The sequence below is a fragment of the Streptomyces lateritius genome, from assembly GCF_014649715.1.
In the GTDB taxonomy this organism is placed as follows: domain Bacteria; phylum Actinomycetota; class Actinomycetes; order Streptomycetales; family Streptomycetaceae; genus Streptomyces; species Streptomyces lateritius.
In genome coordinates this window covers 236,683-262,416 of record NZ_BMTO01000004.1, presented here as the reverse complement: position 1 = coordinate 262,416, position 25,734 = coordinate 236,683, and the positions used below count along the sequence as shown (strand labels likewise).

Genomic DNA, 25,734 nt, shown 5'->3' with positions numbered 1-25,734 from the left:
GTACAGCCTGCTGAGGCTGTACGGGGGCGCCGTCGCGTTCGGGCGTGAGCGTCAGCGCTTCAGTGCGTCAGCGCTTCAGTGCTCGATGCCGTCCTCGAGCTTCTGGCCCTTCAGCAGGAACCAGGCCGCGACCGCCGTCGCGAGGAGGACCGCCGCACCCACGCCTGCCGCGATGCGCAGGCCGTCGACGAAGGCCTCCTGGGCCGCGGCGACCAGCGCGGTCGCCGTGTCCGGCGCGAGACCGGCGGAGGCCTCGACCGCGCCGCCGAGGGACTCGTGGGCGGCGCCGGCCGTGCCCGAGGGGACGCCCGCCGGGGTGGCGAAGCCCTGGTAGGCGCCGGTCACGATCGAGCCGAGCAGGGCGATGCCGAGGGCCGCGCCCAGTTCGTACGCGGTCTCCGAGACCGCGGAGGCGGAACCGGCCTGCTCCTTGGGGACGCTGGAGAGGATCACGTCGGCGGTGACGGTGAAGGAGAAGCCGGCACCGAGACCGACGACGAGCAGCGCCCCGCCGAGCAGCGGATAGCCGGTCTCCTTGTGGACGAGGGTGATGACGGCGAGCGCGAGGCCGATGGCGGCGAGCCCGCCGGCCACGATGCCCCGGACCGAGTAGCGCCGGGCGTACCGGCCGGCGATCAGACCGGTGACCACCGCGCCGACGGCGGCGGGCAGTTCGGCCAGACCCGCCTCCAGCGGCTGACGTCCCTGGACGAGCTGGAGGAACTGGGAGAGGAAGAAGACCAGGCCGGACAGTCCGAAGACGGTGAGCAGATCGGCGAGGACCGCGCCGGAGAAGCCCCGGTGCCTGAACAGCCGCATGTCGAGCAGCGGTGCGGTCAGCACGTACTGGCGCCGGACGAAGGCGTACAGGGCGGCGGCTCCGAGGAGGGCCGCCGCGCCGACCTCCCACGTCGGGCCGTGCGAGGCGACTTCCTTGATCGCGTAGACGACACCGATGACACCGACGAGGGAGAGCCCGACGCTGACCAGGTCCCAGGGGCCGGCGACGGGGTTCTTGGACTCGGGCAGCAGCTTGATGCCGACGAGGACCAGGACCGCCATCACGGGCAGGTTGATCAGGAAGACCGAGCCCCAGTAGAAGTGCTGGAGCAGGGCGCCGCCGATGACCGGGCCGATGGCCGCGCCGGCCGAGGCGGTGGCGCCCCAGATGCCGATGGCGAGGCTGCGCTCCTTGGGGTCGTGGAAGATGTTCCGGATGAGCGCCAGGGTCGACGGCATCAGGGTCGCACCGGCCACGCCGAGGAGCGCGCGGGCGACGATCATCATCTCGGGGCTGGTCGCGTAGGCGTTCAGGACGGAGACGGCGCCGAAGGCGGTCGCACCGATCAGGAGCAGCTTCTTGCGGCCGATCCGGTCGCCGAGGGAGCCCATGGAGACGAGCAGGCCGGCGATGACGAAGGAGTAGATGTCGCCGATCCACAGCAGTTGGGTGCCGGACGGCTTGAGGTCCTCGCTGAGCGAGGGCGTCGCGAGACCGAGTACGGTGGCGTCCACGGCGACCAGCAGGACGGCCAGGACGAGAACCGAGAGCGCGAGCCAACGGCCGGGGCTCTTCACCTCCGTCCCCGTCGTCGGGCTCAGCTGCCGGGTGCTGCTCATTTCTCCACGCTCCGTCGTGCGCCACCGAGCAGCAGCTCGGTGATCATGTACCGAAAGTCCTTCGCGGCGACCCGCCCGTCCATAACGGACCAGGCACAGGTGCCGATGAGGCCGTAGAGGGCCTCGGTGAGCCAGGCGGGGCTCAGGTCGATCCGGAAGGTGCCGGCTTCCTGGCCCCGTCTGAACAGGGCGCTGACACGGGCGTCGAGCCGGGCCCAGCCCTCGTTGACCTGGTCACCCTCGAAGAGCTGGTTCTCGCTGACGAGGAAGGCGAGGAGCTGGGCGTTGGGCTCGGCTTCGGCGACGAGCCGCCGCAGCGCCTCGTCGGCCGGCCCCTCGTCGAGGTTCGCCGCGTCGAGGGCGGCCTCGAACTCCTGGATGCCCATCTCCTCCAGCGCCCTGACCAGCGCGTCCCGCCCGGCGAAGTGCCGGTGCAGGGTGGCGCGTCCGATCCCGGCGGCCCGCGCGACCTCGTCCATGGTGGCGGTCGACTTCCGGGAGAGCAGGGCGGCGGCGGTGCGGAGCACCTGGGCGCGATCGACTGACATGAGACAAGCGTACACCGAATGAGACGCATGCGTCTCATTCGATAAATCTTCGCCTCATGGTGGGGCGGGAAGGAAAGCTGTGGGCATGACGAAGCCGCTGCTGCTGATCGACGTGGACGGGCCGCTGAATCCCTATGCGGCGCAGCGCGAGCGCCGTCCGGCGGGGTACACCACGCACCGGATGCGACCGGGCGGCTGGTTCGACGCGAAGCCGCTGCGGGTGTGGCTCGACCCGGGGCACGGGGAGGAGCTGCGCGCGCTGGCGGAGGCGTACGAGCTGGTGTGGGCGACCACGTGGAAGGGCGAGGCGAACGACTGGATCGGGCCTCGTCTCGGGTTGCCGGAGCTGCCGTTCATCGACTGGCCCCAGATGCACGGGAAGGCCCCTCGCGGGACCTTCTGGAAGACGCAGTACATCCTGGAGTACGCCGCCGGGCGGCCGTTCGCGTGGGTCGACGACGACATCACCTCGTACGACCACGAGTATGTGGACCGGAATCACCTCGCCGCCGCCCTCTTGCTCCACGTCGACCCCCGGCTCGGACTGCTCCGGCCGGACTTCGACACGCTCGCGGAGTGGGCGGCGGCGCTGTGACGGGCCGAGTCACCGCTTGGCGGTGGCCCAGGCGTGCTGGATGACCAGGTCAGCCTTGACCTCGACCAGTTGGGCGGCGACCGCCGAGGGGGCCGTGCCGCCGCGGCCGTCGCGGGAGGCCAGCGCGCCGGGGACGTTGAGGACCGTGCGGACCTCGGGGGTGAGGTGCTCGGAGATCTTCGCGAACTGGTCGTCCGTGAGCTCGTCGAGCTCCTTGCCCTCCGCCTCGGCGACCTTCACACACTCGCCGGCGACCTCGTGCGCCACCCGGAACGGCACGCCCTGCTTGACCAGCCACTCGGCGATGTCGGTCGCGAGCGAGAAGCCGGCCGGGGCCAGCTCCTCCATGCGCTCCCGGTTGACGGTGAGGGTCGCCATCATGCCGGTGAAGGCGGGCAGCAGGACCTCCAGCTGGTCGCAGGAGTCGAAGACCGGCTCCTTGTCCTCCTGGAGGTCACGGTTGTAGGCCAGCGGCAGCGCCTTGAGCGTGGCCATGAGGCCGGAGAGGTTGCCGATGAGACGGCCGGACTTGCCCCGGGCCAGCTCGGCGATGTCCGGGTTCTTCTTCTGCGGCATGATCGACGAGCCGGTCGAGAAGGCGTCGTGCAGGGTCACGAAGGAGAACTCCTTCGTGTTCCAGATGATGATCTCCTCCGCGATACGGGAGAGGTTCACGCCGATCATCGCCGTGATGAAGGCGAACTCGGCGACGAAGTCACGCGAGGCCGTGCCGTCGATCGAGTTGCCGGCCGAGCCGCGCTCGAAGCCGAGGTCCTTGGCGACCGCCTCCGGGTCGAGCCCGAGGGAGGAGCCGGCCAGGGCACCGGAGCCGTACGGCGAGACGGCGGTACGCGTGTCCCACTGACGCAGCCGCTCGGCGTCCCGGGAGAGCGACTGGACGTGGGCGAGCACGTGGTGGGCGAAGAGCACCGGCTGGGCGTGCTGGAGATGCGTACGGCCCGGCATGGCCACGTCCGGGTGGGCCTCGGCGAGGCCGACGAGCGCGTCCTGGAGGTCGGCGATCAGGCCGCCGATGATCCGGGCGTGGTCGCGCAGGTACATCCGGAAGAGGGTGGCGACCTGGTCGTTGCGGGACCGGCCGGCGCGCAGCTTGCCGCCGAGGTCCGGGCCGAGACGCTCCAGGAGGCCGCGTTCCAGAGCCGTGTGGACGTCCTCGTCGGCGATGGTGCCGACGAAAGAGCCGTCGGCCACGTCGGCTTCGAGCTGGTCGAGGCCGGCGAGCATGCGCGTCAGCTCGTCCTCGGTGAGGAGGCCGGCCTTGTGGAGCACGCGCGCGTGCGCGCGGGAACCGGCGATGTCGTACGGCGCGAGCCGCCAGTCGAAGTGGACCGACGCCGACAGCTTGGCCAGGGCCTCAGCGGGACCGTCGGCGAACCGACCGCCCCAGAGCCGGACGTCACCGTTGTTGCTGCTCACAGCTACTGCTCCTCAAGAGGTGGAGATACGGCCGCCCCCTCCGCCGCGGAGGAACAGGAGGCGGCTGTCGAACGAGTCGTACTTACGCGAGGTCACGCCGGGCGGCGATCTTCGCCGAGAGGGCGAAGATGTCGATGAAGCCCTGCGCCTTGGACTGGTCGAAGGTGTCGCCCGAGTCGTAGGTGGCGAGGTTGAAGTCGTAGAGCGACTGCTCGGACTTCCGGCCCGTGACGACGGCGCGGCCGCCGTGGAGGGTCATCCGGATGTCGCCGGTGACGTACTGGTTGGCCTCCTCGATGAAGCCGTCCAGGGCCCGCTTCAGCGGGGAGAACCACAGGCCGTCGTAGACCAGCTCGCCCCAGCGCTGCTCGACCTGCCGCTTGTAGCGGGCGAGCTCGCGCTCGACGGTGACGTTCTCCAGCTCCTGGTGGGCGGTGATCAGGGCGATCGCGCCGGGAGCCTCGTAGACCTCGCGGGACTTGATGCCGACGAGCCGGTCCTCGACCATGTCGATCCGGCCGACGCCCTGGGCGCCGGCGCGCTCGTTGAGCTGCTGGATGGCCTGGAGCACGGTGACGGGCGTGCCGTCGAGGGCGACCGGGACGCCCTCCTTGAAGGAGATGACGACCTCGTCGGCCTCGCGCGGGGTGGCCGGGTTCGCGGTGTACTCGTAGATGTCCTCGATCGGCGCGTTCCAGATGTCCTCGAGGAATCCGGTCTCGACGGCGCGGCCGAAGACGTTCTGGTCGATGGAGTACGGGGACTTCTTGCTGGTCGCGATCGGCAGGGTCGCCTTCTCGGCGAAGGCGATGGCCTTGTCACGAGTCATGGCGTAATCACGGACCGGCGCGATGCACTTCAGATCCGGACCGAGGGCCTGGACACCGGCCTCGAAGCGGACCTGGTCGTTGCCCTTGCCGGTGCAGCCGTGGGCGACGACGCCGGCGCCGTGCTTACGTGCGGTGGCGACGAGGTGCTTGACGATGGCGGGGCGGGAGAGGGCGGAGACCAGCGGATAGCGGTCCATGTAGAGCGCGTTGGCCTTGATCGCCGGGAGGCAGTACTGGTCGGCGAACTCGTCCTTCGCGTCCGCGACCTCGGCCTCGACCGCACCGCAGGCGAGCGCGCGCTTGCGGATGACGTCCAGGTCCTCGCCGCCCTGGCCGACGTCGACGGCGACGGCGACGACCTCGGCACCCGTTTCCTCGGCGATCCAGCCGATGGCGACAGAGGTGTCCAGACCGCCCGAGTAGGCGAGTACGACGCGCTCGGTCACGGGTTTCTCCTTACCTTGCAAGCACTGAGGGGTATAACTATGCAGTCCTCCGTATGTTTTGTCAATGCGCTGCCGGCCACCGCAGGCCGTGCGCCTACGCTCACTCCATGCGGAGCGGGGATGTCGAGGACGCGGCGGAGCGGTTGGCGCGTGGGGCGGCGCCGGCCGAGGCACTGGACGGCTCGGACGCGTGCGCGTGGACGGGGTTGGACCGCGCGGTGCGCGAGATCGCCTGGAGGTGGCGGCGCGACGGCCTCGCGGGCTGCGACGACTGCGACGACTTCGACGACTTCGACGGGGCGACGATCTCGGAGTCCGGACTGGCGCTCGCCCTCTGCCACCCGACGGCCGGGTCCGCGAGGCCGCGCTGGAGCGGGCCGGTGGTCTGGCATCCCTGCTGCCGCTGGTCGCGATCCGCTGCGCGGACTGGGCGGAGCCGGTACGGGAGCGGGCCCGGGCGCTGCTCGGGGCGACGCTTCCCGGAGCGGGTCCCGAGGTCGTGTCCGGAAAGTAGCGCCGTCCGCCCGCAGGGCGGGGCCCGCGGCGTCCGGTGCGTGCGATCGCAAGGCGGAGGGTCGCCCTCGTACGGGGCGTACTCGGGTGATCCCGACAACGCGGCGAGCGTGCGTGCCAGGCGTCGCGGGCCAGGCGGGACTTCACGGACACGGCCGAGCCCCTGGCGGTATCAGCGACCGTGATCCTGCGGACATCGGCGCGGTTGCGTGGCGAGCCCTGGCGGGAGCTGCTGGAGGAGACGCTGCGGCAGTGCCCGGCGGCCACCCTCGACGGCGTGCTCGCGAGCGGGGACCGGGCGGTTCGGCGACTGACCCACCGGGTGGCCGTGGGAGCTGCGGAGCTTGCGGGGCGGCCGGGCGTGACCGCCGGTGCGTGACATGGCCTGCCGCCTCGGAGGCGAGCGCCGGAGAAGGGCCCCGGGGGAAAGACATGTGAACGCGTCGACGGAAGCGGTTCGCGCGGGAGGACGACACCTCACTGAGCGCGTACTTCGCCGAGAAGGAGCATGTGGCGTCGAGCATCCACGGCCTGCCGGGTGCGCCGCCGCTCCGCCGCCCCGCCACTGACGCGGCGGGGCGGGGCGGCGGAGCCCCCGTCAGCTCTCCTTCTGCGCGAGACGCAGGAGGTGGTCGGCGAGCGCCTGGCCGCCGGCCGGGTCACGGGAGATCAGCAGGAGGGTGTCGTCTCCGGCGATCGTGCCGAGGATCGCGCGGAGTTCCGCCTGGTCGATGGCCGACGCGAGGAACTGGGCCGCCCCCGGTGGCGTGCGCAGGACCACCAGGTTGGCGGAGGCCTCGGCGGAGATGAGCAGTTCGCCGGAGAGACGCCGCATGCGCTCCTCCTTGGCGGACTCGCCGAGTGGCGCCTGCGGGGTGCGGAAGCCGCCCTCGCTGGGCACGGCGTAGATCAGCTCGCCGCCTGTGTTGCGGATCTTCACCGCGCCGAGCTCGTCGAGGTCGCGGGAGAGCGTCGCCTGGGTGACGCTCAGCCCGTCGTCCGCGAGGAGCTTGGCGAGCTGGCTCTGGGAGCGCACGGGCTGCCGGTTGAGGATGTCGACGATCCTGCGGTGGCGTGCGGTGCGGGTCTGCGGAACGGACGGCCCGCCGTGCTCGTTTTCCTGCGCGTCGGTCATCGTCGTCTCATTCTCCGGTTCATCCTTCCCCGTTCACCGCTCCGTCGAGGACGCCGGGGAGCCTCTCCAGGAAGGCGTCCACCTCCACGTCGGTGATGATCAGTGCCGGCATGAGCCGTACGACATCGGGAGCGGGCGCGTTCACCAGGAGACCGGCGTCCTGAGCCGCCTGCTGCACCTGGGGCGCGAGGGACTCGGTGAGCACGATACCCAGCAGGAGGCCCGCGCCACGGACATGGGAGACCAGCGGGTGGCCCAGACCCTCGATTCCGTTGCGCAGCTTCTCGCCGAGCCGCTTGACCTCGTCGAGGATTCCGTCGCCGGCGAGGGTGTCGAGGACGGCGAGTCCGGCGGCGCAGGCGACCGGGTTCCCGCCGAAGGTCGTGCCGTGGTGACCGGGCTTCAGCAGTTCGGCCGCCTCCCCGAAGGCGACGGTCGCGCCGAGCGGCAGGCCGCCGCCGAGGCCCTTGGCCAGGGTCACGATGTCGGGCTCGACCCCGTCGTGGGCATGGTGCTCGAACCAGTGGCCCGTCCGTCCCACGCCCGTCTGGACCTCGTCGAGGACGAGGAGTGTGCCGGTGGCGCGGGTGATCTCGCGGGCGGCCTGGAGGTAACCGACCGGCGGGACGACGACGCCGTTCTCGCCCTGGATCGGTTCGATGATCACCAGCGCGGTCTCCTCCGTCACCGCGGCCCGCAGGGCCTCCACGTCTCCGTACGGAACGTGGGTGACGTCGCCGGGCAGCGGCAGGAAGGGAGTCTGCTTCCCGGGCTGGCCGGTGAGGGCGAGCGCTCCCATGGTCCGGCCGTGGAAGCCGCCCTCGGTGGCGACCATGTGGGGGCGGCCGGTGAGCCGGCCGATCTTGAAGGCGCTCTCGTTGGCCTCGGCGCCGGAGTTGCAGAAGAAGACCCGGCCCCCCGGGCGGCCGAAGTGCTGAAGGAGCCGCTCGGCGAGGACGACCGGCGGTTCGGCGACGAAGAGGTTGGAGACGTGGCCGAGGGACGCGATCTGCCGGGAGACGGCCTCGACGATCGCCGGGTGGGCGTGGCCGAGGGCGTTGACGGCGATGCCGCCGACGAAGTCGAGGTACGCGGTGCCGTCGGCGTCCCAGACCCTGGCGCCCTCGCCGCGGACGAGCGGCAGCCGGGGCGTGCCGTAGTTGTCCATCAGCGAGGACTGCCAGCGCTGCTTCAGTTCCCCGTTGCTCACGACTCCCCCTGCGCCTTGTGCTCGTCGGGCACGACCATCGTGCCGATGCCCTCGTCGGTGAAGATCTCCAGCAGGATCGAGTGCTGGACCCGGCCGTCGATCACCCTGGCCGTGGTGACGCCGTTGCGGACGGCGTGCAGGCACCCCTCCATCTTGGGGACCATGCCGCTGGAGAGCTCGGGCAGCAGCTTCTCCAGCTGGCTCGCGGTGAGCCGGCTGATGACCTCGTCGCTGTTCGGCCAGTCCTCGTAGAGGCCCTCGACGTCGGTCAGGACCATCAGGGTCTCGGCGCCCAGCGCCGCAGCGAGTGCCGCAGCCGCCGTATCAGCATTGACGTTGTAGACATGTCCGTCGTCCTCGGAGCGGGCGATGGAGGAGATGACCGGGATCCGGCCGTCCTCCAGGAGCGCCTCGATGGCGCCGGTGTCGATGGCGGTGATCTCGCCGACCCGGCCGATGTCGACCGGCTCGCCCTCGATGACCGGCTGGTGCTTGGTGGCCGTGATGGTGTGCGCGTCCTCGCCCGTCATGCCGACGGCGAAGGGACCGTGCTCGTTGAGCAGCCCGACGAGTTCACGCTGGACCTGGCCGGCGAGGACCATCCGTACGATGTCCATCGCCTCGGGCGTGGTGACCCTGAGCCCGGCCTTGAACTCGCTGACCAGGCCGTGCCGGTCGAGCGCGGCGCTGATCTGGGGGCCGCCGCCGTGCACGACGACGGGCTTGAGGCCGGCGTGGCGCAGGAAGACGACGTCCTGGGCGAAGGCGGCCTTGAGGTCCTCGTCGATCATGGCGTTGCCGCCGAACTTGATGACGACGGTCTTGCCGTTGTGGCGGGTCAGCCAGGGCAGGGCTTCGATGAGGATCTGCGCCTTGGGGAGGGCCTTGTGCTTGCGCGTCTGGTTCGTCGAGTCGCTCATGAGGAGTACGCGCTGTTCTCGTGGACGTAGTCGGCGGTGAGGTCGTTGGCCCAGATGACGGCCGACTCGGACCCGGCGGAGAGGTCGGCGGTGATGGTGACCTCCCGGTAGCGCATGTCGACGAGGTCGCGGTCCTCGCCGACGGAGCCGTTCTTGCAGACCCACACGCCGTTGATGGCGACGTTGAGCCGGTCGGGGTCGAAGGCGGCCTGCGTCGTGCCGATGGCGGAGAGCACCCGTCCCCAGTTGGGGTCCTCGCCGTGGATGGCGCACTTGAGGAGGTTGTTACGGGCGATGGAGCGGCCCACCTCGACGGCGTCGTCCTCGGTCGCGGCGTTGACCACCTCGATACGGATGTCCTTGCTGGCGCCCTCGGCGTCGCCGATGAGCTGGCGGGCGAGGTCGTCGCAGACGGTCCGTACGGCCTCGGCGAACGTGTCCTGCGCGGGCGTGACGCCGGAGGCGCCGGAGGCGAGGAGGAGGACGGTGTCGTTGGTCGACATGCAGCCGTCGGAGTCGACGCGGTCGAAGGTGACCTTGGTGGACTGCCGCAGCGCCGCGTCCAGGCCCTCGGCGTCGACGTCCGCGTCGGTGGTGAGGACGACGAGCATGGTGGCGAGGCCGGGGGCGAGCATGCCCGCGCCCTTGGCCATGCCGCCGACCGTCCAGCCGTCCTTCGTGACGACGGAGGTCTTGTGGACGGTGTCGGTGGTCTTGATGGCGATGGCGGCCTTCTCGCCGCCGTACTCGGAGAGCTCCCCGGCGGCCTTCTCGACGCCCGCGAGGACCTTGTCCATGGGGAGCAGGAGGCCGATGAGGCCGGTGGAGGCGACGGCGACCTCGCCGGCGCCGGTCTCCGTGCCGGCCGCGCTCAGGACCTCGGCGACCTTCTCGGCGGTGGCGTGGGTGTCCTGGAAGCCCTGCGGGCCTGTACAGGCGTTGGCGCCGCCGGAGTTGAGGACGACGGCGGTCAACTCGCCGGTGGCGAGGACCTGCTGGGACCAGAGGACGGGGGCGGCCTTGACGCGGTTGGAGGTGAAGACGCCCGCGGCGGCGCGGCGGGGCCCGTTGTTGACCACGAGGGCCAGGTCCGGGTTGCCGTTCTCCTTGATTCCGGCGGCGATGCCCGCTGCCGTGAATCCCTTCGCTGCGGTGACGCTCATGGAGCGACTCCAATCGTGGAAAGTCCGGTGTCCTCAGGGAGCCCGAGGGCGATGTTCATGCTCTGCACCGCGCCGCCGGCGGTGCCCTTGGTGAGGTTGTCGATGGCGCTGATCGCGATGATCCGCTGCGCCGCCTCGTCGTACGCGACCTGGATCTGAACGGCGTTGGAACCCTGGACGGACGCCGTGGACGGCCACCGGCCCTCGGGGAGCAGGTGGACGAACGGCTCGTCCGCGAAGGCCTTCTCGTACGCGGCCCGTACGCTCTCGGCGCTCACGCCGGGCTTCGCGGGGGCGGAGCAGGTGGCGAGGATGCCGCGGGGCATGGGGACGAGGGTAGGCGTGAAGGACACGCTGACCCGCTCCCCGGCCAGCGGGCTGAGGTTCTGGATCATCTCGGGGGTGTGCCGGTGGCCGCCTCCGACGCCGTAGGGGGTCACGTTCCCCATGACCTCGCTGCCGAGCAGGTGGGGCTTGAGGGCCTTGCCTGCGCCGGAGGTGCCGGAGGCGGCGACGATCACGGCCTCGGGCTCGGCCAGGCCGTTCTCGTACGCCGGGAAGAGCGCGAGCGAGACGGCGGTGGGGAAGCAGCCGGGCACCGCGACGCGCTTGGACCCCTCCAGCGCGGCGCGGGCACCGGGCAGTTCGGGAAGGCCGTAGGGCCAGGTCCCGGCGTGCGGGGAGCCGTAGAACTTCTCCCAGTCGGTGGAGTTCGCGAGCCGGAAGTCGGCGCCCATGTCGACGACGAGGACGTCCGGGCCCAGCTGCTCGGCGACGGCGGCGGACTGGCCGTGCGGCAGCGCGAGGAAGACGACGTCGTGCCCGGCGAGTTCCTCGGCGGTGGTGGGCGCGAGAACGCGGTCGGCGAGCGGCAGAAGGTGGGGCTGCAGAGCGCCCAGCTTCTGACCGGCGTTGGAGTGGCCGGTCAGGGTGCCGATCTCGACCTGGGGGTGTGCGAGAAGGAGACGCAGGAGCTCTCCGCCCGCGTATCCGCTCGCACCTGCCACTGCTGCTCGTACCGTCATCGAAATCCTCCTCAGGGATGGCATGACTATACGCAGAGCCGCAGTTTTATGCAATGCGTCGTGCGTGGACGCCGGAATCCTGATCAGGAGGCCGACACCCGGAAGGGGAGCCTGGGGCCCTCCCGCCGGGGGCTCTCCAGCCCTCGGCCGCGGCCCCACAGGGCGCGGGGTGCGCGGGGTACGGCCACCGGGCCGCACGTGACGGCTTACCGCCTTGTTCGCCCGATGATCACGGGTTAAGGTCCCCGGGCACATCTGGGGGAAACAGCGGGGGGGACATGGCTCACGACATCGACGCGCTGCCGAGAGGTGCCGGCGCGTGGGGGCAGGCCGTCGCGGCGGTGGGGCTGATAGCGGCGACCGCCGGTGGCCTGTGGGTGACCGAGGGGATCTCCCTCTCCGAGAGTGAACCGCGGCCCACCACATGCCCGGGCGGGGAGCCGGAAAAGGCGGCTGAGGCCGGGAAGGCGACTGAGGCCGGTAGGGCACCGCAGGCCGGAAAAGCGCCTCGGCGCGTCTCCGGGGCGCAACTGTGCCAGGCGCTGAACCGTCCCGACCTCGCGGAACTGCTGGGCACTCCAGGGGAGATGGCGAAGATCGCGAGCGGCAGCGGCGGCTCCCTCGAGCTCGCCGGCGGCAAGGAGATCGCCACCCCCTCGGGCCAGGTCGAGTTCGAGACCTACACCGTGACCGTCACCGCCACCGACGGCCGCCTGCCGGTCGCCGAATCCGTCGCCTTTCTGGGGTACGGCGCAGAGCAGCGGACGGTCCTGGGCCGCCCGGCGGTCCTCTACTCGGACCGCACCATCAGCATCAGCTTCCGCCTCGACGGGACGGACGCCACCAGCGGCCCGGGCGTCCCGGCGCGCGTCCTCGGCGTGGCGCGGGACGCCGAGGACAGCGGCGGCTCGTTCGAGGTGACGCTGTGGCGCTCGGACGGCCGGGTGCCGGACGACGCGGTGCTGCTCCGCGTCGCCGAGAAGGTGCTGCCGACGGTCCCGGGCTGGGCAGCCGCCGGGTGAGCCGGGCGGGCGAGCCGGGCGGCTGAGCCTGATCCGGTGAGACCCGGCGGCACGCGGACGACAGCCTCGCTCCGGGGCCGGACGCTCGGTCACGGGGCCGTCCGACCTGTCGCCGCAGGAGACGGGCGACCGATCACGCGGTCGTGCGGACCGGGCGCCGCAGGAGGTAGGCGGCCGCGGTCGTGACCAGGACGGCCATGCAGGCGATGAAGACCAGGCCCGCCCCCTCCAGGCCGATCGGGTCCGCCAGGACGCCCACACCGATCACCGGTACCGAGATACCCGCGTACGCGACCACGAACAGCGTCGAGATCACCGCGGCGCGCCGGTCGGCGGGGGACGCCTCGGCCACCGCGGACAGCGCGCCGCGGAACGCCAGCCCCTGCCCCGCGCCGCCGACGAGCGCGCTCAGCACCACGAGGAACAGCAGGTCCCATCGGAGCGCGCCCGCGAGCAGCGCGAGCCCGGCGAAGAGTCCCGCACAGCCCAGGGGCAGCGAACGCCCCACTCCCACCCGCCCCACCGCCAGCTGCCCGGCGGTCGAGGCGAAGAAGGCCAGCGCGACGACGAGACCGCTCACCGCGTGGTTGTGCACGTCCAGGGACTGGGCGAGGAAGGCCGGGCTGACGGACGTGAAGACGCCGAACAGCGCGAACCCCACGAAGGAGGCGGTCGCCGCCGGCACGAAGACCGCCCGCACCTGCGGCGGCAGGCCGGGCCTCTGCGGCCGTACGGCCTTCAGCGGTTTCCGCTCCCGTACGGTTTCCGCAAGCCGCAGCAGGACGACGGCCGAGCAGGCCACCAGGGCGAGATGGACGAGGAAGGGCAGGTGCAGCGGCCAGGCGGCGTACTGCGCGAGCACTCCGGCGAGCAGCGGGCCGCAGCCGAGGCCGCCCATGTTGGCGGCCGTCGCGACGAACGTGGCGCGGGAGGAGCCGCCGCGCGGTGCCAGCTCCATCACGTACGCCGTGGCCGCCCCGGTGAACAGCCCGGCGGAGAGGCCCGACAGCAGCCGGCCCACGTACAGCCAGCCGAGGCCGGTGGCGGCCAGGAAGCAGACGGCGCTCAGCGCCGCGAATCCGAGGCCCCAGAGCAGCACCGGCCGCCTGCCCACGGCGTCCGAGGCGTTGCCCGCCAGGAGAAGGACGCCGATCACACCGAAGGCGTACACGGCGTACACGACGGTCACCGTCAGCTCGGAGAAGCCGAACTTCTCCTGATAGAGGCCGTAGAGCGGGGTCGGCAGGGTGGTGCCGGCCATGCACACGGCGAACACAGCGCCACCGAGCGAACACGGGCGCCAGCCCCGGGGTTCACCGTCCATGCCGCCGACGGTATCCCCGTCGGCGGCCGGCGGCGGCGAACGCGGGCTCGGTCAGAGGCTCGCGTCGCGGTGAGCGGGGGACGGCCGTCGAGGACGGTGAGCAGGACCGGCGGGCCGGGGAGGGCCGTGGCGGGCGTGGTGAGCGGGGCGGAGGCGAGGACCGTCGGATCGGCGCGGTGGCCGACGGCGAGCCGGCCGGCCTCGTGCTCACGGCTCCGGGTCCGGGGGGCCGCCGCTCCCTGCGCCACGACCCGTGACCCCCGGCGGCAGCGCGCGATCGTGGAGGTGTTCCTCGCGGCCGCACGCGCGCGGGACGCCCGCGCCCTCGCCGCCGTCCTGGACCCCGAGGTGGTGGCGTACGCCGAGAGCGGCCCCGTCCACGGCGCGCCGTCCGTGGCGGAGGGAGCGGCGGCGTTCGCCCGCCTCGCCGCCGTGGCGCGGCCGCGCTCGTGGACGGGGCGACGGGGGCCGTCGCCTTCCGGGACGGACGGCCCGTCTCCGCGGTGGCGTTCACCTTCCGGGACGACCGGATCGTCGCCCTCGACATCACGACCTCCCCCGAGCGGCTGCGCGCCCTCGACCTGGTCCACCCGGACGCCTGAGCCCGGCCGCCCCCTGATGTCACCGCGGAGATCACCCGCGAGCTGGAGGGCGGCGGGCTGTGCGCCGGTCTGGACGAGGCGTCGGCCTTCTTTGCCGCCCGCGGCAAGGGTCACTCCCCCACCGGTACGGGCCCGCGGCTCGACGGGATGCGGCTGCGCGCGGACGCCCGGCGGATCGAGGCGGGGCGCGCGGCCTCGCGCGCTCCGGCTACGTCGACGTCCCGGACCCCTTCCCTCCCGGGAGTACGGAGCTGGACTCCGTCCTATGCCTCACGTCCCCGTAATGGCGGCTGCTTCCCCCGGGTCGCGGCCTGCTGAGGGGGACGCCCGGTGGCGTCAGCGGTCCGTCGGGGCACCCCTCTTGACGGCGCGCAGGACCACGAACTTCGGGTCGCTCGCGACCAGTTCGCATGCCCCGAAGCTACGGCGCAGCGTCACGTGGTAGCCGAGGTGGCGGTTGCCCACGACCCACAGTTCGCCGCCCGGCCGCAGGGCGCGCCACGCGTCGGTGAACATCCTGCGGGCGGTGCGGTCGGTGGTGGCCTGGTGGCTGTGGAACGGCGGGTTGTTGAGCACGAGGTCGACCGAACCGGGGGCGGTGTCCGCCAGCCCGTCGCCGACCGCGAACTCGGCCGTGCGGCCGGCGTCGGCGTGGGTACGGAAGTTCTCCTCGGCGGAGGCGACGGCCTGGTACGACTCGTCGGTGAAGACCAGTTCGGCCTCGGGCTCGGCGAGCGCGACGGCGAGGCCCACGACGCCGTTGCCGCAGCCCAGGTCCACGACCCGGGCCCCGCCGAGACCCTTGGGCAGGTGCTGGAGGAAGAAGCGGGTGCCGATGTCGAGACGGTCGGCGCAGAAGACGCCGGCCTGGTTGGTGACGGTACGGCCCGCGACGGTGGCCGCGTCGGCGGGGAGTGCGTACCGCAGCGGCCAGGGGTTGGTGCCCCGGTCGAGGGCGGGGTCGGGGGTGCAGAGGATCAGCCGGGCCTTCTTGGCCGCAAGCGAGGTGCGGGTGGGGCCGAGGATCCTCTCGAAGAGCCGGAGCGTGGAGGTGTGGATCTCCTTGACCATGCCGGTTCCGACGATCACGGTGCCCTCGTGGACGGCGGGGGCCAGGCGGTGCAGTTGGTCCTCCAGGAGCGCGAGGCTCTTGGGGACGCGGACGAGGAGGACGTCCACGCGCTTCGGCGGCGGGTCCTGGGTGGTGAGCAACCGGACCGCGGCCGGGTCGGCGCCGGAACGGGCGAGGTTCTCGGCGGTGGCGCGCCGGCCGAGGTAGGAGTCGGAGATCTGCGTGAGATCGGCGGGCCGCCGGGCGGCGAGGGCCGTGGTGAGGGCGCCCCAGCGGTCGCCGACGACGGCGACGGCGCCGGACAGGTCGTGGTCCGTCTCGGCCAGGTGCCGCAGCAGGTACTCGTCGGAGGCGTCCCAGGCTCGGAGCGGGTCGCGCGGGTCCTCGGGGAATCGGGTGAGCGGGAACTCGCCCCATGACGTGGTCAAACGGTTCATCGTGGTCTCAGGCTAGCCGGTCGCCGGGGCACCTCCGCCCGGTGCGGCAGCGGTGGCGGTGGGCCGGCCCTCCCCGGGCCGCGGTGCGGTCACTGCCCGACCGCGGCCTGGAGGTGGAGGTGCCACAGGCCGGGGCGGCCGGTGAGGGTGACCGTGGACAGGGGGCGGACGTCGACGTTCCAGAAGGTGGCGGGCGGCGCCTTGAGGGCGTAGACGAGAGCGGCCCGTACGACGGCGGGTTCGGCGACGGCGACGATGGCGCCGTCGTCGGCGGGGCGGGTGTCGAGCCAGCCCCCTACGCGGGAGATGAAGGCGAGGAGGCTCTCGCCTCCGTGGGGCGCGGTGCGGGGGTCGGCCAGCCAGGCGTCGACGGCGGCCGGTTCGTGGGCGGCGACCTCGGCGAGGGTGAGTCCGCGCCAGCGGCCCATGTCGCAGTCGCGCAGGGCGGGCTGGGCGAGCGGGGCGTAACCGAGCGCCGTACCGGTGGCCCGGCTGCGCGGTGTCGGGGAGCAGTAGCGCAGCTCGGCCGCGCCGAGCGGGACCAGTGTGTGCGCGGCGAGCCGCACCTCGTACCAGCCGGCCTCGTCGAGCGGCCGGTCGTCGTCGAACCGCTCGGCGAGCAGGGAGGAGCTGCGCGCCGCTGCGACGAGCGTGACCCGTAGACCCATGGCCGCGATCGTGAGGCCGTGGCCCTGGCAGGTCAAGGGGGCATATGCGCCGACGTGCGCGCGGCCGGGGGCGGGCCGACCGGTCAGTTCAGACCGAGAGCCATCCACTTGTCCGGGTTCCGCAGCGGCTGGAAACCGACCTTTTCGTACACGCCGTGGGCGTCGGCCGTGGCGAGCATGACGCGGCGCAGCCCGAACGGCTCCAGGTGGTCGCGCACGGCGGTCACGAGGGCGGTGCCGAGGCCGGTGCCGCGAGCCGGCCGGTCGACGTAGACGTCGCAGAGCCAGGCGAAGGTGGCCCGGTCGGTGACGACGCGGGCGTACGCGGCGATCTCTCCGGTGTCGCGGTGGTACGCCGCGAAGTTCAGGGAGCCGTCGATGGCCCGGTCCTGCGTGTCGCGGGGGCGTCCGAGCGCCCAGTAGGCGTCGGTGGAGAGCCAGTGGTGCACCCGGTCCCGGTCGATCCGGTCGGGGTCGGAGGAGATCTCGTAGGCGCCGTGTGTACGGAACGACGGGGTGGTCGTATTGCTCATGGCTCGCAGGCTCGCAGGCCGACGCGGGGGTTGTCAGGTCGTTTTCCCCTCCGCCTCAGAGGGCGAGCTCGTCCCTCGCGGTCCTCAGCCGCCGCACACCCTCCACGAGTTCCGCGGGACCCGCGACGCCCGCGAAGCTGACGCGGATGTGGCCGGCGGGGGCTTCGGCGCAGAAGTAGGGGCGCCCGGGTGCGACGGCGACCCCGGCACGCAGGGCGCCGGCCATCAGGGCGGCCTCGGGGACGCCGTCGGGCAGGCGGAGCCAGAGGTGGTAGCCGCCGGAGGGGATGTGCGGCAGCGCCAGTTCCGGGAGGTGGAGGGCGAGGGCGGCGGTCAGGGTGTCACGACGGCCCTTCAGCTCCTGGGAGACCGCGCGGAGGTGGCGGGGCCAGGCGGGCGACCCGACGAGTTCCAGGGCGGTCTCCTGGAGGGGGCGGGGGACGAAGAAACTGTCGACGACCTGGATGGCGCGTAGGCGTTCCAGGACGGGGCCGCGTGCGGCCAGGGCCCCGACGCGGAGGCTCGCGGAGGTCGGCTTGGTCAGGGAGCAGACGTGGACGACGACACCGTCGGGGTCTTCGGCGGCGAGGGGGGCGGGCAGCGGGCCCGCGTCCGCGTGGACGAGCCGGCGGGCGAAGTCGTCCTCGACGACGAAGGCGCCTGCGGCGCGGGCGATCCGGACGAGGGCGCGCCGCCGCTCGGCACTCAGGACGGCGCCGGTGGGGTTCTGGAAGAGCGGCTGGCAGACGAAGACCCGGGCTCCGGTGGCGCGGAAGGCCGCTTCCAGCAGGTCGGGGCGGACGCCGTCGGCGTCGGTCGGCACGGGTACCGGTCGCAGCCCGGCGGCGCGCGCGACGGCGAGCATGCCCGGGTAGGTGGGCGACTCGACGAGCACGGGCGTGCCGGGCGGGGCGAGCGCGCGCAGCGCGGTGGTGATGGCGGACTGGCCGCCCGCGGTGATGAGGACATCGGCGGCGGTGGCGGTGCCGCCGATCTCGCGGGCGAACCACTCGCGCAGTTCGGGCAGGCCGTCGGTGGGCGGCCGCCCCCAGGCTCCGGGGCGGCGGCCGGCGCGGGCCAGGGCGGCGGCGAGCGCCCGCTCGGGCTGGAGCGAGGGGTGCAGGTAGCCGCCGTTGAACTCGACGACACCCGGCTGCGGCGCGGCGAGCGTCACGAGGACCCCGGAGGCGTCGACGGCGCGCGGGACGAGTTCGGTCGCGGTGTCGGCACTGAGCGCCACCTCCTGCCACGAGGTGTCCCCCACCTCGGGCGTCCGGTCGCGGGGCTCGGCCCGGAAGGCACCGGCCCCGGGCCGGGTCACGACGAGGCCCTCGGCGGCGAGCTGGGCGAGAGCCCGGGTGACGGTCACCGGGGAGACGCGGTACCGCTCGACGAGTGCACGGCTGGACGGCAGCTTCCCACCGGGCGAGTAGCGGTCCAGCTCCGCCTTCAGGGATTTCGCCAGTTCAGCCACACTGCTACGCTCATGCATGACAGCAAAGAATAGCGCTACTCAACGCACCGCGATAGCGGTCGACAGCTCCCCGAGGCCCGGGACCCCGCAGCCGCCGATGACCACGGGGACCTCGACCGCCCCGGCCGCGCCGGCAGCAGCGGCCTCGGCCCCGCCGGCCCGGGGCACCCTCCTCGCCGCGCTCGGGGTGGTGGCCTTCTCGCTGACCTTCCCCTCCACCGTGTGGGGGCTGGAGAGCTTCGGCCCCTGGTCGCTCGTCGCGGTGCGTTCCACCCTCGCCGCCCTCATCGCGGGGGCCTTCCTGCTCGCGATGCGGGTTCCGCCTCCCGAGCGGCGGCACTGGGCCGGGCTCGCGGTGGTGGCCGGCGGTGTCGTGGTGGGCTTCCCGCTCCTGACGACTCTCGCGCTGCAGACCTCCACGACCTCGCACGCCGCCGTGGTCGTCGGCCTGCTGCCGCTCACCACGGCGACCTTCGCCGCGATCCGCACCGGCCGCCGCCCTTCCCGTACGTTCTGGATCGCGGCCGTCTCCGGAGCGGCGGTGGTCATCGCCTTCACCCTCCAGCAGAGCGGGGGCGCCGTGTCCACGGGTGATCTGTACCTCTTCGGCGCGCTCCTGGTCTGCGCCGCCGGTTACACCGAGGGAGGCAGACTCGCGGCGCTGATGCCGGGCTGGCAGGTCATCGGCTGGGCGCTGGTCCTCTGCCTGCCGCTGATGGCCGTCGGCTCCGCCGTCGCCCTCTCCTTCGAACCCGTCCGGCTCAGCGCCCACGGGATCATCGGACTGCTCTGGGTCGCGGCCGGTTCGACGTTCTTCGGCCTCTACGTCTGGTACCGGGGCATGGCGGCGATCGGCATCCCCAAGGCCAGCCAGCTGCAGCTCGCGCAGCCGCTCCTGACGCTGGTCTGGTCGGTGTCGGTGCTCGGCGAGTCCCTGTCCCCCGCCGCCCCGCTCGCCGCCGCCGCCGTGCTCCTCTGCATCGCGGTGACCCAGCGCGCCAGAAGCTGAGAGGACAGCCAAGGGTGACGGGGGTCACAATGGCGGACATAGACTCCATTGAAGAGCCCGGTCGCGAGGAGGCCCCCCGATGCAGGCGAGCGTGGGCGACAAACTGCTGGTGCACGGCCGGACCGTCGGTCAGCACGACCGTACGGCCGAGGTCACGGAAGTACTGGGGAAGGACGGCACTCCCCCGTACCGCGTGCGATTCGACGACGACGGTCACGAGGCCCTGATGTCACCGGGTCCCGACACCGTCGTGCGCCCCCACGACACGATGCACGACAAGATGTAGTAGCGACACACGGCACACAGCACGGCACACCGCACAGGCACACGAACTAGCGCGGCGGACGAACGCGGGTCGGATAGTGGTCGGCGACGACGGCGGCCATCGCGCCGATCCGGTCCGCCGCGACCTCTTTGGCCGAGAAGAAGCAGTGCCCGCCGACCGTCGGATACCGGCGGGCCAACTCCAGGTGCCGGGAGAGTTCCCGCGGGTCCTGCCATGCGGCGGGCTGGGCGGGGTCGCCGCACTTGTAGAGGGCCTCGCCGACGTAGAGGGCGACGTCGGTGTTCCGTACCACCGAGTCCCACCAGGGCAGCAGCTTCGCGTAGTCGACGGCGGCGAAGCCGATGTGCCAGTACAGCTGCGGGATCACGTAGTCGAGCCAGCCCTCCCTGATCCACTTTCTGGTGTCGGCGTACAGATCGTCGTAGGTCTGCACGCCCGCCCGGGTCTCCGAGCCCTGCGGGTCGGTGGCGGCGTTCCGCCACACGCCGAAGGGGCTGACGCCGAAGGCCACGTGCTTCTTGATCTCCTTGATCCGGGCGGCCGTCTCGGAGACCAGCAGGTCGATGTTGTGCCGCCGCCAGGACGCCCGGTCCGGGAAGTCCGCGCCGTGGCGCTCGTACGCCGCGTCGTCGGCGAAGGCCTGTCCGGCCACGGGGTACGGGTAGAAGTAGTCGTCCCAGTGCACGGCGTCGACGTCGTAGCGGCGGACGGCGTCCAGCATGGCGTCCTGGACGAAGGCGCGGACCTCGGGCAGGCCGGGGTTGTAGTAGAGCTTCCCGCCGTAGGGCAGGACCCATTCGGGGTGGAGCCGGGCGGGGTGCTCCGCCGACAGCCGCGTCGGATCCGTGTGATTCGCCACGCGGTACGGGTTGAACCAGGCGTGCAGTTCCAGGCCCCGCGCGTGGGCCTCCCGGACGGCCGTCCCGAGCGGGTCCCAGCCGGGGTCCCGTCCCTGCGCCCCCGTGAGGCACTGGGCCCACGGCTCGTACGGCGAGGGCCAGAGGGCGTCGGCGGTCGGCCGGACCTGGAGGACCACGGCGTTGAGCCGCCGCTCCACCGCGGTGTCCAAGTGCTTCAGGAGCTCCGCCCGTTGCGTCTCGGCGGTGAGACCGGTGCGGGAGGGCCAGTCGCGATTGGCGACGGTCGCCAGCCACATGCCGCGGAAAGCTCGCGGTTTCCTCCGCACCGCCCCCGCCCTGCCCGCACCGGTGGTGGCGAGCGCCACCATCGCCGCGCCCGCCACGAACCCCCTTCTCCCGATACGCCCCATATTTCACCCCTCATGTGTCGGACACGTCACACTCGTTCCCGCAGAGCATGCCCATCCGACCGATCGATCATCGGTCGATGCGGAGTAACGTCGTGGGGTCGAGGCGGACACACCGGAATCACACGGGAGCCCGCCGCCAGAGAAGAGCGAAAGGCACGAGGTGACGGACTCCATGGCCGACATTGAGCGCGTCGGAGTGGTGGGCTGCGGCCAGATGGGCGCGGGCATCGCGGAGGTGTGTGCCCGCAGCGGCCTCGAGGTGAAGGTCGCCGAGACCACCGGCGAGGCGTTGGAGATCGGTCGCACGCGGCTCTACAACTCGCTGGCGAAGGCCGCCGAACGCGGCAAGATCAGCGAGGAGGAGCGCGACGCGACGCTGGCGCGCCTCAGCTTCACCACCGACCTGGGTGAGTTCGCCGACCGTGACCTCGTCATCGAGGCCGTCGTGGAGAACGAGCAGGTCAAGACCGAGATCTTCCAGGTGCTCGACCAGGTGGTGACCCGGCAGGACGCGATCCTCGCCTCCAACACCTCGTCGATCCCCCTGGTGAAGCTCGCCGTGGCCACCTCGCGTCCCGACCAGGTCATCGGCATCCACTTCTTCAACCCGGCCCCGGTGCAGAAGCTCGTCGAGCTGATCCCGGCCCTCACCACCTCCGAGGGCACGATCAGCCGCGCCCAGGCCATGGTGGAGAAGGTGCTCGGCAAGCACGCCATCCGCGCCCAGGACCGCTCGGGCTTCGTGGTGAACGCGCTGCTGATCCCGTACCTGCTCTCGGCGATCCGGATGTTCGAGTCCGGCATCGCGAGCCGTGAGGACATCGACAACGGCATGGAGCTGGGCTGCGCCCACCCGATGGGCCCGCTGAAGCTCGCCGACCTCATCGGCCTGGACACCGTCGCCTCGGTCGCCGACTCGATGTACGCCGAGTTCAAGGAGCCGCTGTACGCCGCTCCCCCGCTGCTGCAGCGGATGGTGGACGCGGGCCGGCTCGGCCGCAAGACCGGCTCGGGTTTCTACCCGTACTCCTGAGCCTGTTCCTTGGGCGTCCGCACCGGACGTCCGCACCGAACGGCCCGTACACCGCACAGGTACGGGCCGTTCGGCGTCTCTCAGTGGCTCAGCCGAGCCGCAGGTGGTGCAGCATCAGCAGGCCGGCGGCCATGTTGGCGGCCGGGATCTCGCCCCGCGCGATCATGTCGGGGACCAGCTTGAGCGGTATCCACTCCCGTCGTGAGGACTCGAAGTCGTCCTCCGGCGGGCCGGTGTACGTCGCCTCCTCGGCCCAGTAGAGATGATGCCGGGCGTCGGTGAGGCCGTTGGACGGCTCGACGGTGAGCAGATGGCGCAGGGGGCCGGGGCGCCAGCCGGTCTCCTCCTCCATCTCCCGCGCGGCGGCGGTCTCGAGGTCCTCGCCGTCCTCCACGACGCCGGCGGCCAGCTCCCACCCCCAGCTGTCGGTGATGAAGCGGTGGCGCCAGAGCATCAGCACTTCGTTGGCCTCGTTGACGGCGGTCGCGACGGCGACCGGCCGCAGCCGGATCAGATAGTGGTCGAGGTGACGGCCGTCCGGGAGTTCGACGTCCGCGAGGTTCACCCGGAACCAGCGGTTCTCATAGACAGGTTGTTCGCTTAGTTTCGTCCACTGCACGTTTCTGCCACCTTCCGATTGGTCGGTGGCAATATGGCAGCAGTCTTGGGCTCACAGGGGAACGCGCAGAGCCCCGTCGATCAGCTCGGCCGCCTCCCGCGCGTCCCCGCAGTCGCTCGCCAGCAGATGCTCCCGCACCAGGCGCAACCGGTCGCGCAGCCGCTGTGACTCCATGCCGCGGGCCCGCTCGGTCATCTCCACCGCGGTCCGCGCCGCCTCGTCGGCCTCTCCCTGCCGCAACTCGATCTGACAGAGCATGGCCAGCCGGTGCACCCTGCCCCGGTCGTGCGCCGGCGTCCCCACGGCCTCCAGCGCGTGCTCGCGCGCGGCGCCGAGATCACCCAGACTGAGCAGCGCTTCGGCGACCTGCACATTCACCAGCCCCGGCTGGACATAGCCCGTCTCGGCCGGCTCGTGCCCCGGACTGATCCGCTCCGCCTCCGCCTCCGCCCGTCTGATGCAGGCGAGCGCCGCCGTCCCGTCGCCGAGATGGGCGTACGCCTTCGCCTGCATCGCGGAGAGATCGGTGGCCAGCGCCGGGGTGATCTCCCGCCCGGCCGACCGCAGCGCCGCCTCGGCGAACGCCACCGCCTGCCGGTACTCCCCCATGAAAAGCGACTGGTTGACGAGCAGCGCGACCACATAGGCACCCAGTCCCCGGTCCCCGCTCGCCTTGGCGAGCCGCAGCGCCTGGTGGAAGTAGCGCTGCGCGAGCCCGTGGGCGTCGGAGTCGTAGGCGCAGATGCCGGCCACCGCGACCAGTCCGCCGGTGGCGCGGTGCAGCCGGCGGCCGAGACTGTCGCTGTACGCGCCCCTCAGCAGCGGAGCGGTCTCGGCGTTGAGGAAGCCGACGATCCGCATCCGCGTCGCGATGCCGCCGGCCTTGCGGTACATCTGCTCGTAGTGCGTCCGGGCGGCGCGGAGCATCGCGATGTCGGCCGTCGAGACCCGCGTCCGGCCGTCGCGGGACACGTCGGAGTCCTCCGGCGGGTTCTCCCACTCCCAGACCGGCATCACCGCCGGCGTCCCGGTGACTGCCTGCGCGCCGAGTATGTGCGGCCGCTGCTGCTCGTCGGAGCGCCACAGGGCGGTGGCCCGCTCGACGAACCCGGAGAGCGGCGTGCCCGGGGGCGCGGCGGCGGCGCCGGGCACGCCGAGGCCGATGTCGTCGAGGGTGACCGCCCGGTGCAGCCGCGCGCCCAGCACCTCGCAGATCAGGTCGGGTACCTGGCCTCGGGGTCGCTGGCCCTTCAACCAGCGTGCGACAGCGGTGTGTTCGTACCGCAGGGCGAGGCCCCGTGAGCGGCCCGCCTGGTTCACATGGGCGGCCAGACCGGCGTGGGAGACGCCCGCCTCGTCGAGCAGCGCGTCGAGCAGGGTGTTGGGGTGCATGGGCCCCTCCGGTGACTCGGGCGGAAACAGCGTAGTGGAGGGCGGTTCGCACGGGGTGTGAACGAAGTGCCCGTTCTTCCGGTCCGCGCGCTCTGCCGCCGTCCTCGCGGAGCCGGTTGACTGAGCGCCTCGCCGAAAGGCGACCGGGCCGCCTGCTCCCCCTCGTACAGTGGCGGCCCACCCCGCGCCGCCCGCCCCGCCGATCTGCCCGACACTCCGTGGCGGGCCGGGCGGCGCCGACCTCGGACCCCGTTCACCAGTGAGTGGAGGGTGCGGGTCGGGTGCGGCGCAGCCCGGGTTCGGCGGGCTGCGCCGGGACCCGCGGCCGGTCGTTGCGGACCACCAGCAGGGCCACGTCGTCGGAGAGTCGGCCCCGGGTGTGCCGCAGCAGCGCGGTGTGGACACGGCGGACGAGCGCGGCCGGCGCGACGGGCGCGTCGTGTGCGGCCTCCGTCAGGACCGCTTGGAGACCGAAGAAACGTCCGGCGCCGTCCCGGGCGTCCTCCGCCCCGTCGGTGTGCAGGAAGAGCGACTCGCCGGGCAGCAACCGGGTGCAGGGGTACGGGGTGAGGTCGGCCGGCAGCGGGAAGGCGCCGAGCGGCGGCAGCGGGTCGCCGACCGGCACGGGCTCGACCCGGCGGTCGATGCGGTACGGGCCCGGGTGCCCGCAGTTGAGCCCGTACACCTCTCCGTCCGGACGGATCTCCAGCAGCAGGAGGGTGACGAACTCCTCGGCGACGGGGTGCTCCGGCTCACGCGGCTCCCGTCCGGCGCAGGCCGGGTGCTCCTCACGGGCGCGCTCGCGCAGATGCCGCCCGAGCGCCCGGTCGAGCCGTCGCAGGACACCGCCGAGTTCGGGCTCGTCGTGGGCCGCCTCGCGGAAGCTGCCGAGAACGGCGACCACCGCACCGAGGGCGGCCAGACCGTGTCCTCGTACGTCCCCGATGACGACCCGCACCCCGTGGGGCGTGGCCACCGCCTCGTACAGGTCGCCGCCGACGACCGCGCCCCGGGAGGCGGAGAGCTGGCCGGCGGCGACGGCCAGTCCGTCGAGCCGGGGCGGCGGGGGCCGCAAGAGGACCATCTGGGTGGCGTGCGCGATGGCCCTCATCCGCTCCAGCTCGCGTGAGAGCCCGCGCCGGATCCCCAGGATCAGGCCGGTGCCGACGGTGAAGAAGACCACACTGGTCGCGATGCGCATGGCGAGACCGGGCTGCTGGGCCATCGGGCAGCCGAGTTTCCAGGTGACGGCCACCGCGCCCCAGAGGGCGGGGAGGGCGAGCGGACCCGGCCGACGCAGCCGGGATCCATCGGAGAGCAACGACCTGGTACGGATCATGCACGGCCCTTCCTGAGGCCTGACAGCGCCCGAAGGCCCTGCGGCACACAGGCCCGCCCCTGTGGCCGCGTCGATTCTCCCGACCGCGCCGGGCACCGGGGACACCCACCGGACATCTCACCCGAAGGAGTGAGCGCCCCCGGCGCGCCGCGGTTCGCCACCCGTACGCCACCCGCACGGGCGAAGGGCCTCCGCACACCCGTACGGTTCGC

Annotated in this window: 25 protein-coding genes and 1 pseudogene; 8 read left to right on the top strand and 18 right to left on the bottom strand. The window is 72.4% G+C overall.

Features of this window, described 5'->3' with window-relative positions:
* Positions 1–75: 75 nt before the first annotated feature.
* Together IE136_RS10120 and IE136_RS10115 are read right to left on the bottom strand one after the other, a co-directional pair.
* Entirely contained in the window at positions 76–1,620 is a 1,545-nt protein-coding gene (locus tag IE136_RS10120) for an MFS transporter (protein ID WP_189600152.1), read from the bottom strand.
* On the bottom strand, positions 1,617–2,168 hold the full coding sequence (locus IE136_RS10115) for a TetR/AcrR family transcriptional regulator (RefSeq protein ID WP_158985574.1): 552 nt from the start codon (positions 2,166–2,168) through the stop codon (positions 1,617–1,619). Before IE136_RS10115 ends, IE136_RS10120 begins: the two co-directional genes overlap by 4 nt.
* 85 nt (positions 2,169–2,253) lie before the next feature.
* On the opposite strand from IE136_RS10115, the gene IE136_RS10110 reads away from it, so the two are divergent.
* Entirely contained in the window at positions 2,254–2,763 is a 510-nt protein-coding gene (locus tag IE136_RS10110) for an HAD domain-containing protein (protein WP_189600151.1), read from the top strand.
* A 9-nt stretch (positions 2,764–2,772) separates the two neighbouring features.
* Here IE136_RS10110 and argH read toward each other — a convergent pair whose 3' ends face one another.
* Positions 2,773–4,200 carry an argininosuccinate lyase gene (argH, locus tag IE136_RS10105; protein WP_189600150.1) on the bottom strand — a complete coding sequence of 476 codons (1,428 nt, stop codon included), beginning with the start codon at positions 4,198–4,200 and terminating at the stop codon, positions 2,773–2,775.
* 82 nt (positions 4,201–4,282) lie between these two features.
* Positions 4,283–5,476 carry an argininosuccinate synthase gene (locus IE136_RS10100; protein ID WP_189600149.1) on the bottom strand — a complete coding sequence of 398 codons (1,194 nt, stop codon included), beginning with the start codon at positions 5,474–5,476 and terminating at the stop codon, positions 4,283–4,285.
* A gap of 694 nt (positions 5,477–6,170) precedes the next feature.
* Between IE136_RS10100 and IE136_RS10095 the strand changes: the two genes are divergently transcribed.
* Together IE136_RS10095 and IE136_RS35505 are read left to right on the top strand one after the other, a co-directional pair.
* Positions 6,171–6,368 (top strand): hypothetical protein, encoded by a 198-nt coding sequence (locus IE136_RS10095; protein ID WP_158985580.1) that lies wholly within the window; start codon positions 6,171–6,173, stop codon positions 6,366–6,368.
* A 71-nt stretch (positions 6,369–6,439) separates the two neighbouring features.
* Positions 6,440–6,556: pseudogene (locus IE136_RS35505) on the top strand (pyridoxamine 5'-phosphate oxidase family protein); the annotation flags it as partial.
* Positions 6,557–6,587: 31 nt separating this feature from the next.
* On the opposite strand, the gene IE136_RS10090 reads toward IE136_RS35505, so the two are convergent.
* From IE136_RS10090 to argC, 5 genes are read right to left on the bottom strand one after another with little or no spacing between them, the layout of a single operon-like run.
* Positions 6,588–7,124 carry an arginine repressor gene (locus IE136_RS10090; protein WP_158985582.1) on the bottom strand — a complete coding sequence of 179 codons (537 nt, stop codon included), beginning with the start codon at positions 7,122–7,124 and terminating at the stop codon, positions 6,588–6,590.
* Between the two features lie 19 nt (positions 7,125–7,143).
* On the bottom strand, positions 7,144–8,334 hold the full coding sequence (locus tag IE136_RS10085; RefSeq protein ID WP_189600148.1) for an acetylornithine transaminase: 1,191 nt from the start codon (positions 8,332–8,334) through the stop codon (positions 7,144–7,146).
* Positions 8,331–9,254 (bottom strand): acetylglutamate kinase, encoded by a 924-nt coding sequence (gene argB / locus IE136_RS10080; RefSeq protein WP_158985586.1) that lies wholly within the window; start codon positions 9,252–9,254, stop codon positions 8,331–8,333. Before argB ends, IE136_RS10085 begins: the two co-directional genes overlap by 4 nt.
* A complete protein-coding gene (gene argJ, locus IE136_RS10075; RefSeq protein ID WP_189600147.1) occupies positions 9,251–10,417 on the bottom strand; it encodes a bifunctional glutamate N-acetyltransferase/amino-acid acetyltransferase ArgJ in 1,167 nt (388 codons plus the stop codon). Before argJ ends, argB begins: the two co-directional genes overlap by 4 nt.
* Complete coding sequence (gene argC, locus IE136_RS10070; RefSeq protein WP_189600146.1) at positions 10,414–11,442, bottom strand: N-acetyl-gamma-glutamyl-phosphate reductase; 1,029 nt, start codon at positions 11,440–11,442, stop codon at positions 10,414–10,416. Before argC ends, argJ begins: the two co-directional genes overlap by 4 nt.
* A 278-nt stretch (positions 11,443–11,720) precedes the next feature.
* Between argC and IE136_RS10065 the strand changes: the two genes are divergently transcribed.
* Positions 11,721–12,464, top strand: a complete 744-nt coding sequence (locus IE136_RS10065) for a DUF6215 domain-containing protein (RefSeq protein WP_189600145.1) — start codon at positions 11,721–11,723, stop codon at positions 12,462–12,464.
* A gap of 133 nt (positions 12,465–12,597) precedes the next feature.
* Here the strand turns inward: IE136_RS10065 and IE136_RS10060 are convergent, their stop codons facing one another.
* Positions 12,598–13,788 carry an MFS transporter gene (locus IE136_RS10060; RefSeq protein WP_189600144.1) on the bottom strand — a complete coding sequence of 397 codons (1,191 nt, stop codon included), beginning with the start codon at positions 13,786–13,788 and terminating at the stop codon, positions 12,598–12,600.
* A gap of 449 nt (positions 13,789–14,237) precedes the next feature.
* Here IE136_RS10060 and IE136_RS10055 point away from each other — a divergent pair, with 449 nt between their 5' ends.
* Positions 14,238–14,390, top strand: coding sequence for a hypothetical protein (locus tag IE136_RS10055; RefSeq protein WP_189600143.1), 153 nt, complete (start codon positions 14,238–14,240; stop codon positions 14,388–14,390).
* 336 nt (positions 14,391–14,726) lie between these two features.
* On the opposite strand, the gene IE136_RS10050 is transcribed toward IE136_RS10055, so the two are convergent.
* The 4 genes from IE136_RS10050 to IE136_RS10035 all read right to left on the bottom strand — a co-directional run bounded on the left by IE136_RS10050 (position 14,727) and on the right by IE136_RS10035 (position 18,592).
* Positions 14,727–15,899, bottom strand: a complete 1,173-nt coding sequence (locus tag IE136_RS10050) for a methyltransferase (RefSeq protein ID WP_189600142.1) — start codon at positions 15,897–15,899, stop codon at positions 14,727–14,729.
* Positions 15,900–15,988: 89 nt separating this feature from the next.
* Positions 15,989–16,567, bottom strand: coding sequence for a histidine phosphatase family protein (locus IE136_RS10045; protein WP_189600141.1), 579 nt, complete (start codon positions 16,565–16,567; stop codon positions 15,989–15,991).
* Between the two features lie 83 nt (positions 16,568–16,650).
* Complete coding sequence (locus IE136_RS10040) at positions 16,651–17,100, bottom strand: GNAT family N-acetyltransferase (protein ID WP_158985600.1); 450 nt, start codon at positions 17,098–17,100, stop codon at positions 16,651–16,653.
* 55 nt (positions 17,101–17,155) lie between these two features.
* Entirely contained in the window at positions 17,156–18,592 is a 1,437-nt protein-coding gene (locus tag IE136_RS10035) for an aminotransferase-like domain-containing protein (protein ID WP_158985602.1), read from the bottom strand.
* Between IE136_RS10035 and IE136_RS10030 the strand changes: the two genes are divergently transcribed.
* Both IE136_RS10030 and IE136_RS10025 read left to right on the top strand, forming a co-directional pair.
* Complete coding sequence (locus IE136_RS10030) at positions 18,591–19,583, top strand: DMT family transporter (protein ID WP_158985604.1); 993 nt, start codon at positions 18,591–18,593, stop codon at positions 19,581–19,583. The genes IE136_RS10035 and IE136_RS10030 overlap by 2 nt on opposite strands.
* A 79-nt stretch (positions 19,584–19,662) precedes the next feature.
* A complete protein-coding gene (locus IE136_RS10025; RefSeq protein ID WP_158985606.1) occupies positions 19,663–19,869 on the top strand; it encodes a DUF1918 domain-containing protein in 207 nt (68 codons plus the stop codon).
* Between the two features lie 46 nt (positions 19,870–19,915).
* Here IE136_RS10025 and IE136_RS10020 read toward each other — a convergent pair whose 3' ends face one another.
* Positions 19,916–21,139, bottom strand: coding sequence for a glycoside hydrolase family 10-like protein (locus IE136_RS10020; protein WP_189600140.1), 1,224 nt, complete (start codon positions 21,137–21,139; stop codon positions 19,916–19,918).
* A gap of 172 nt (positions 21,140–21,311) precedes the next feature.
* Here IE136_RS10020 and IE136_RS10015 point away from each other — a divergent pair, with 172 nt between their 5' ends.
* Positions 21,312–22,172: a 3-hydroxybutyryl-CoA dehydrogenase gene (locus tag IE136_RS10015; RefSeq protein ID WP_189600139.1), complete on the top strand. Its 861-nt coding sequence runs from the start codon at positions 21,312–21,314 to the stop codon at positions 22,170–22,172.
* An 88-nt stretch (positions 22,173–22,260) separates the two neighbouring features.
* Here IE136_RS10015 and IE136_RS10010 read toward each other — a convergent pair whose 3' ends face one another.
* From IE136_RS10010 to IE136_RS10000, 3 genes are all read right to left on the bottom strand, one after another.
* Positions 22,261–22,791 (bottom strand): NUDIX hydrolase, encoded by a 531-nt coding sequence (locus IE136_RS10010; RefSeq protein ID WP_189600138.1) that lies wholly within the window; start codon positions 22,789–22,791, stop codon positions 22,261–22,263.
* A 51-nt stretch (positions 22,792–22,842) separates the two neighbouring features.
* Positions 22,843–24,183: an NsdA family TPR-like regulatory protein gene (locus IE136_RS10005; RefSeq protein ID WP_189600137.1), complete on the bottom strand. Its 1,341-nt coding sequence runs from the start codon at positions 24,181–24,183 to the stop codon at positions 22,843–22,845.
* A gap of 253 nt (positions 24,184–24,436) precedes the next feature.
* Entirely contained in the window at positions 24,437–25,522 is a 1,086-nt protein-coding gene (locus tag IE136_RS10000; protein ID WP_189600136.1) for a PP2C family protein-serine/threonine phosphatase, read from the bottom strand.
* Positions 25,523–25,734 lie beyond the last annotated feature (212 nt).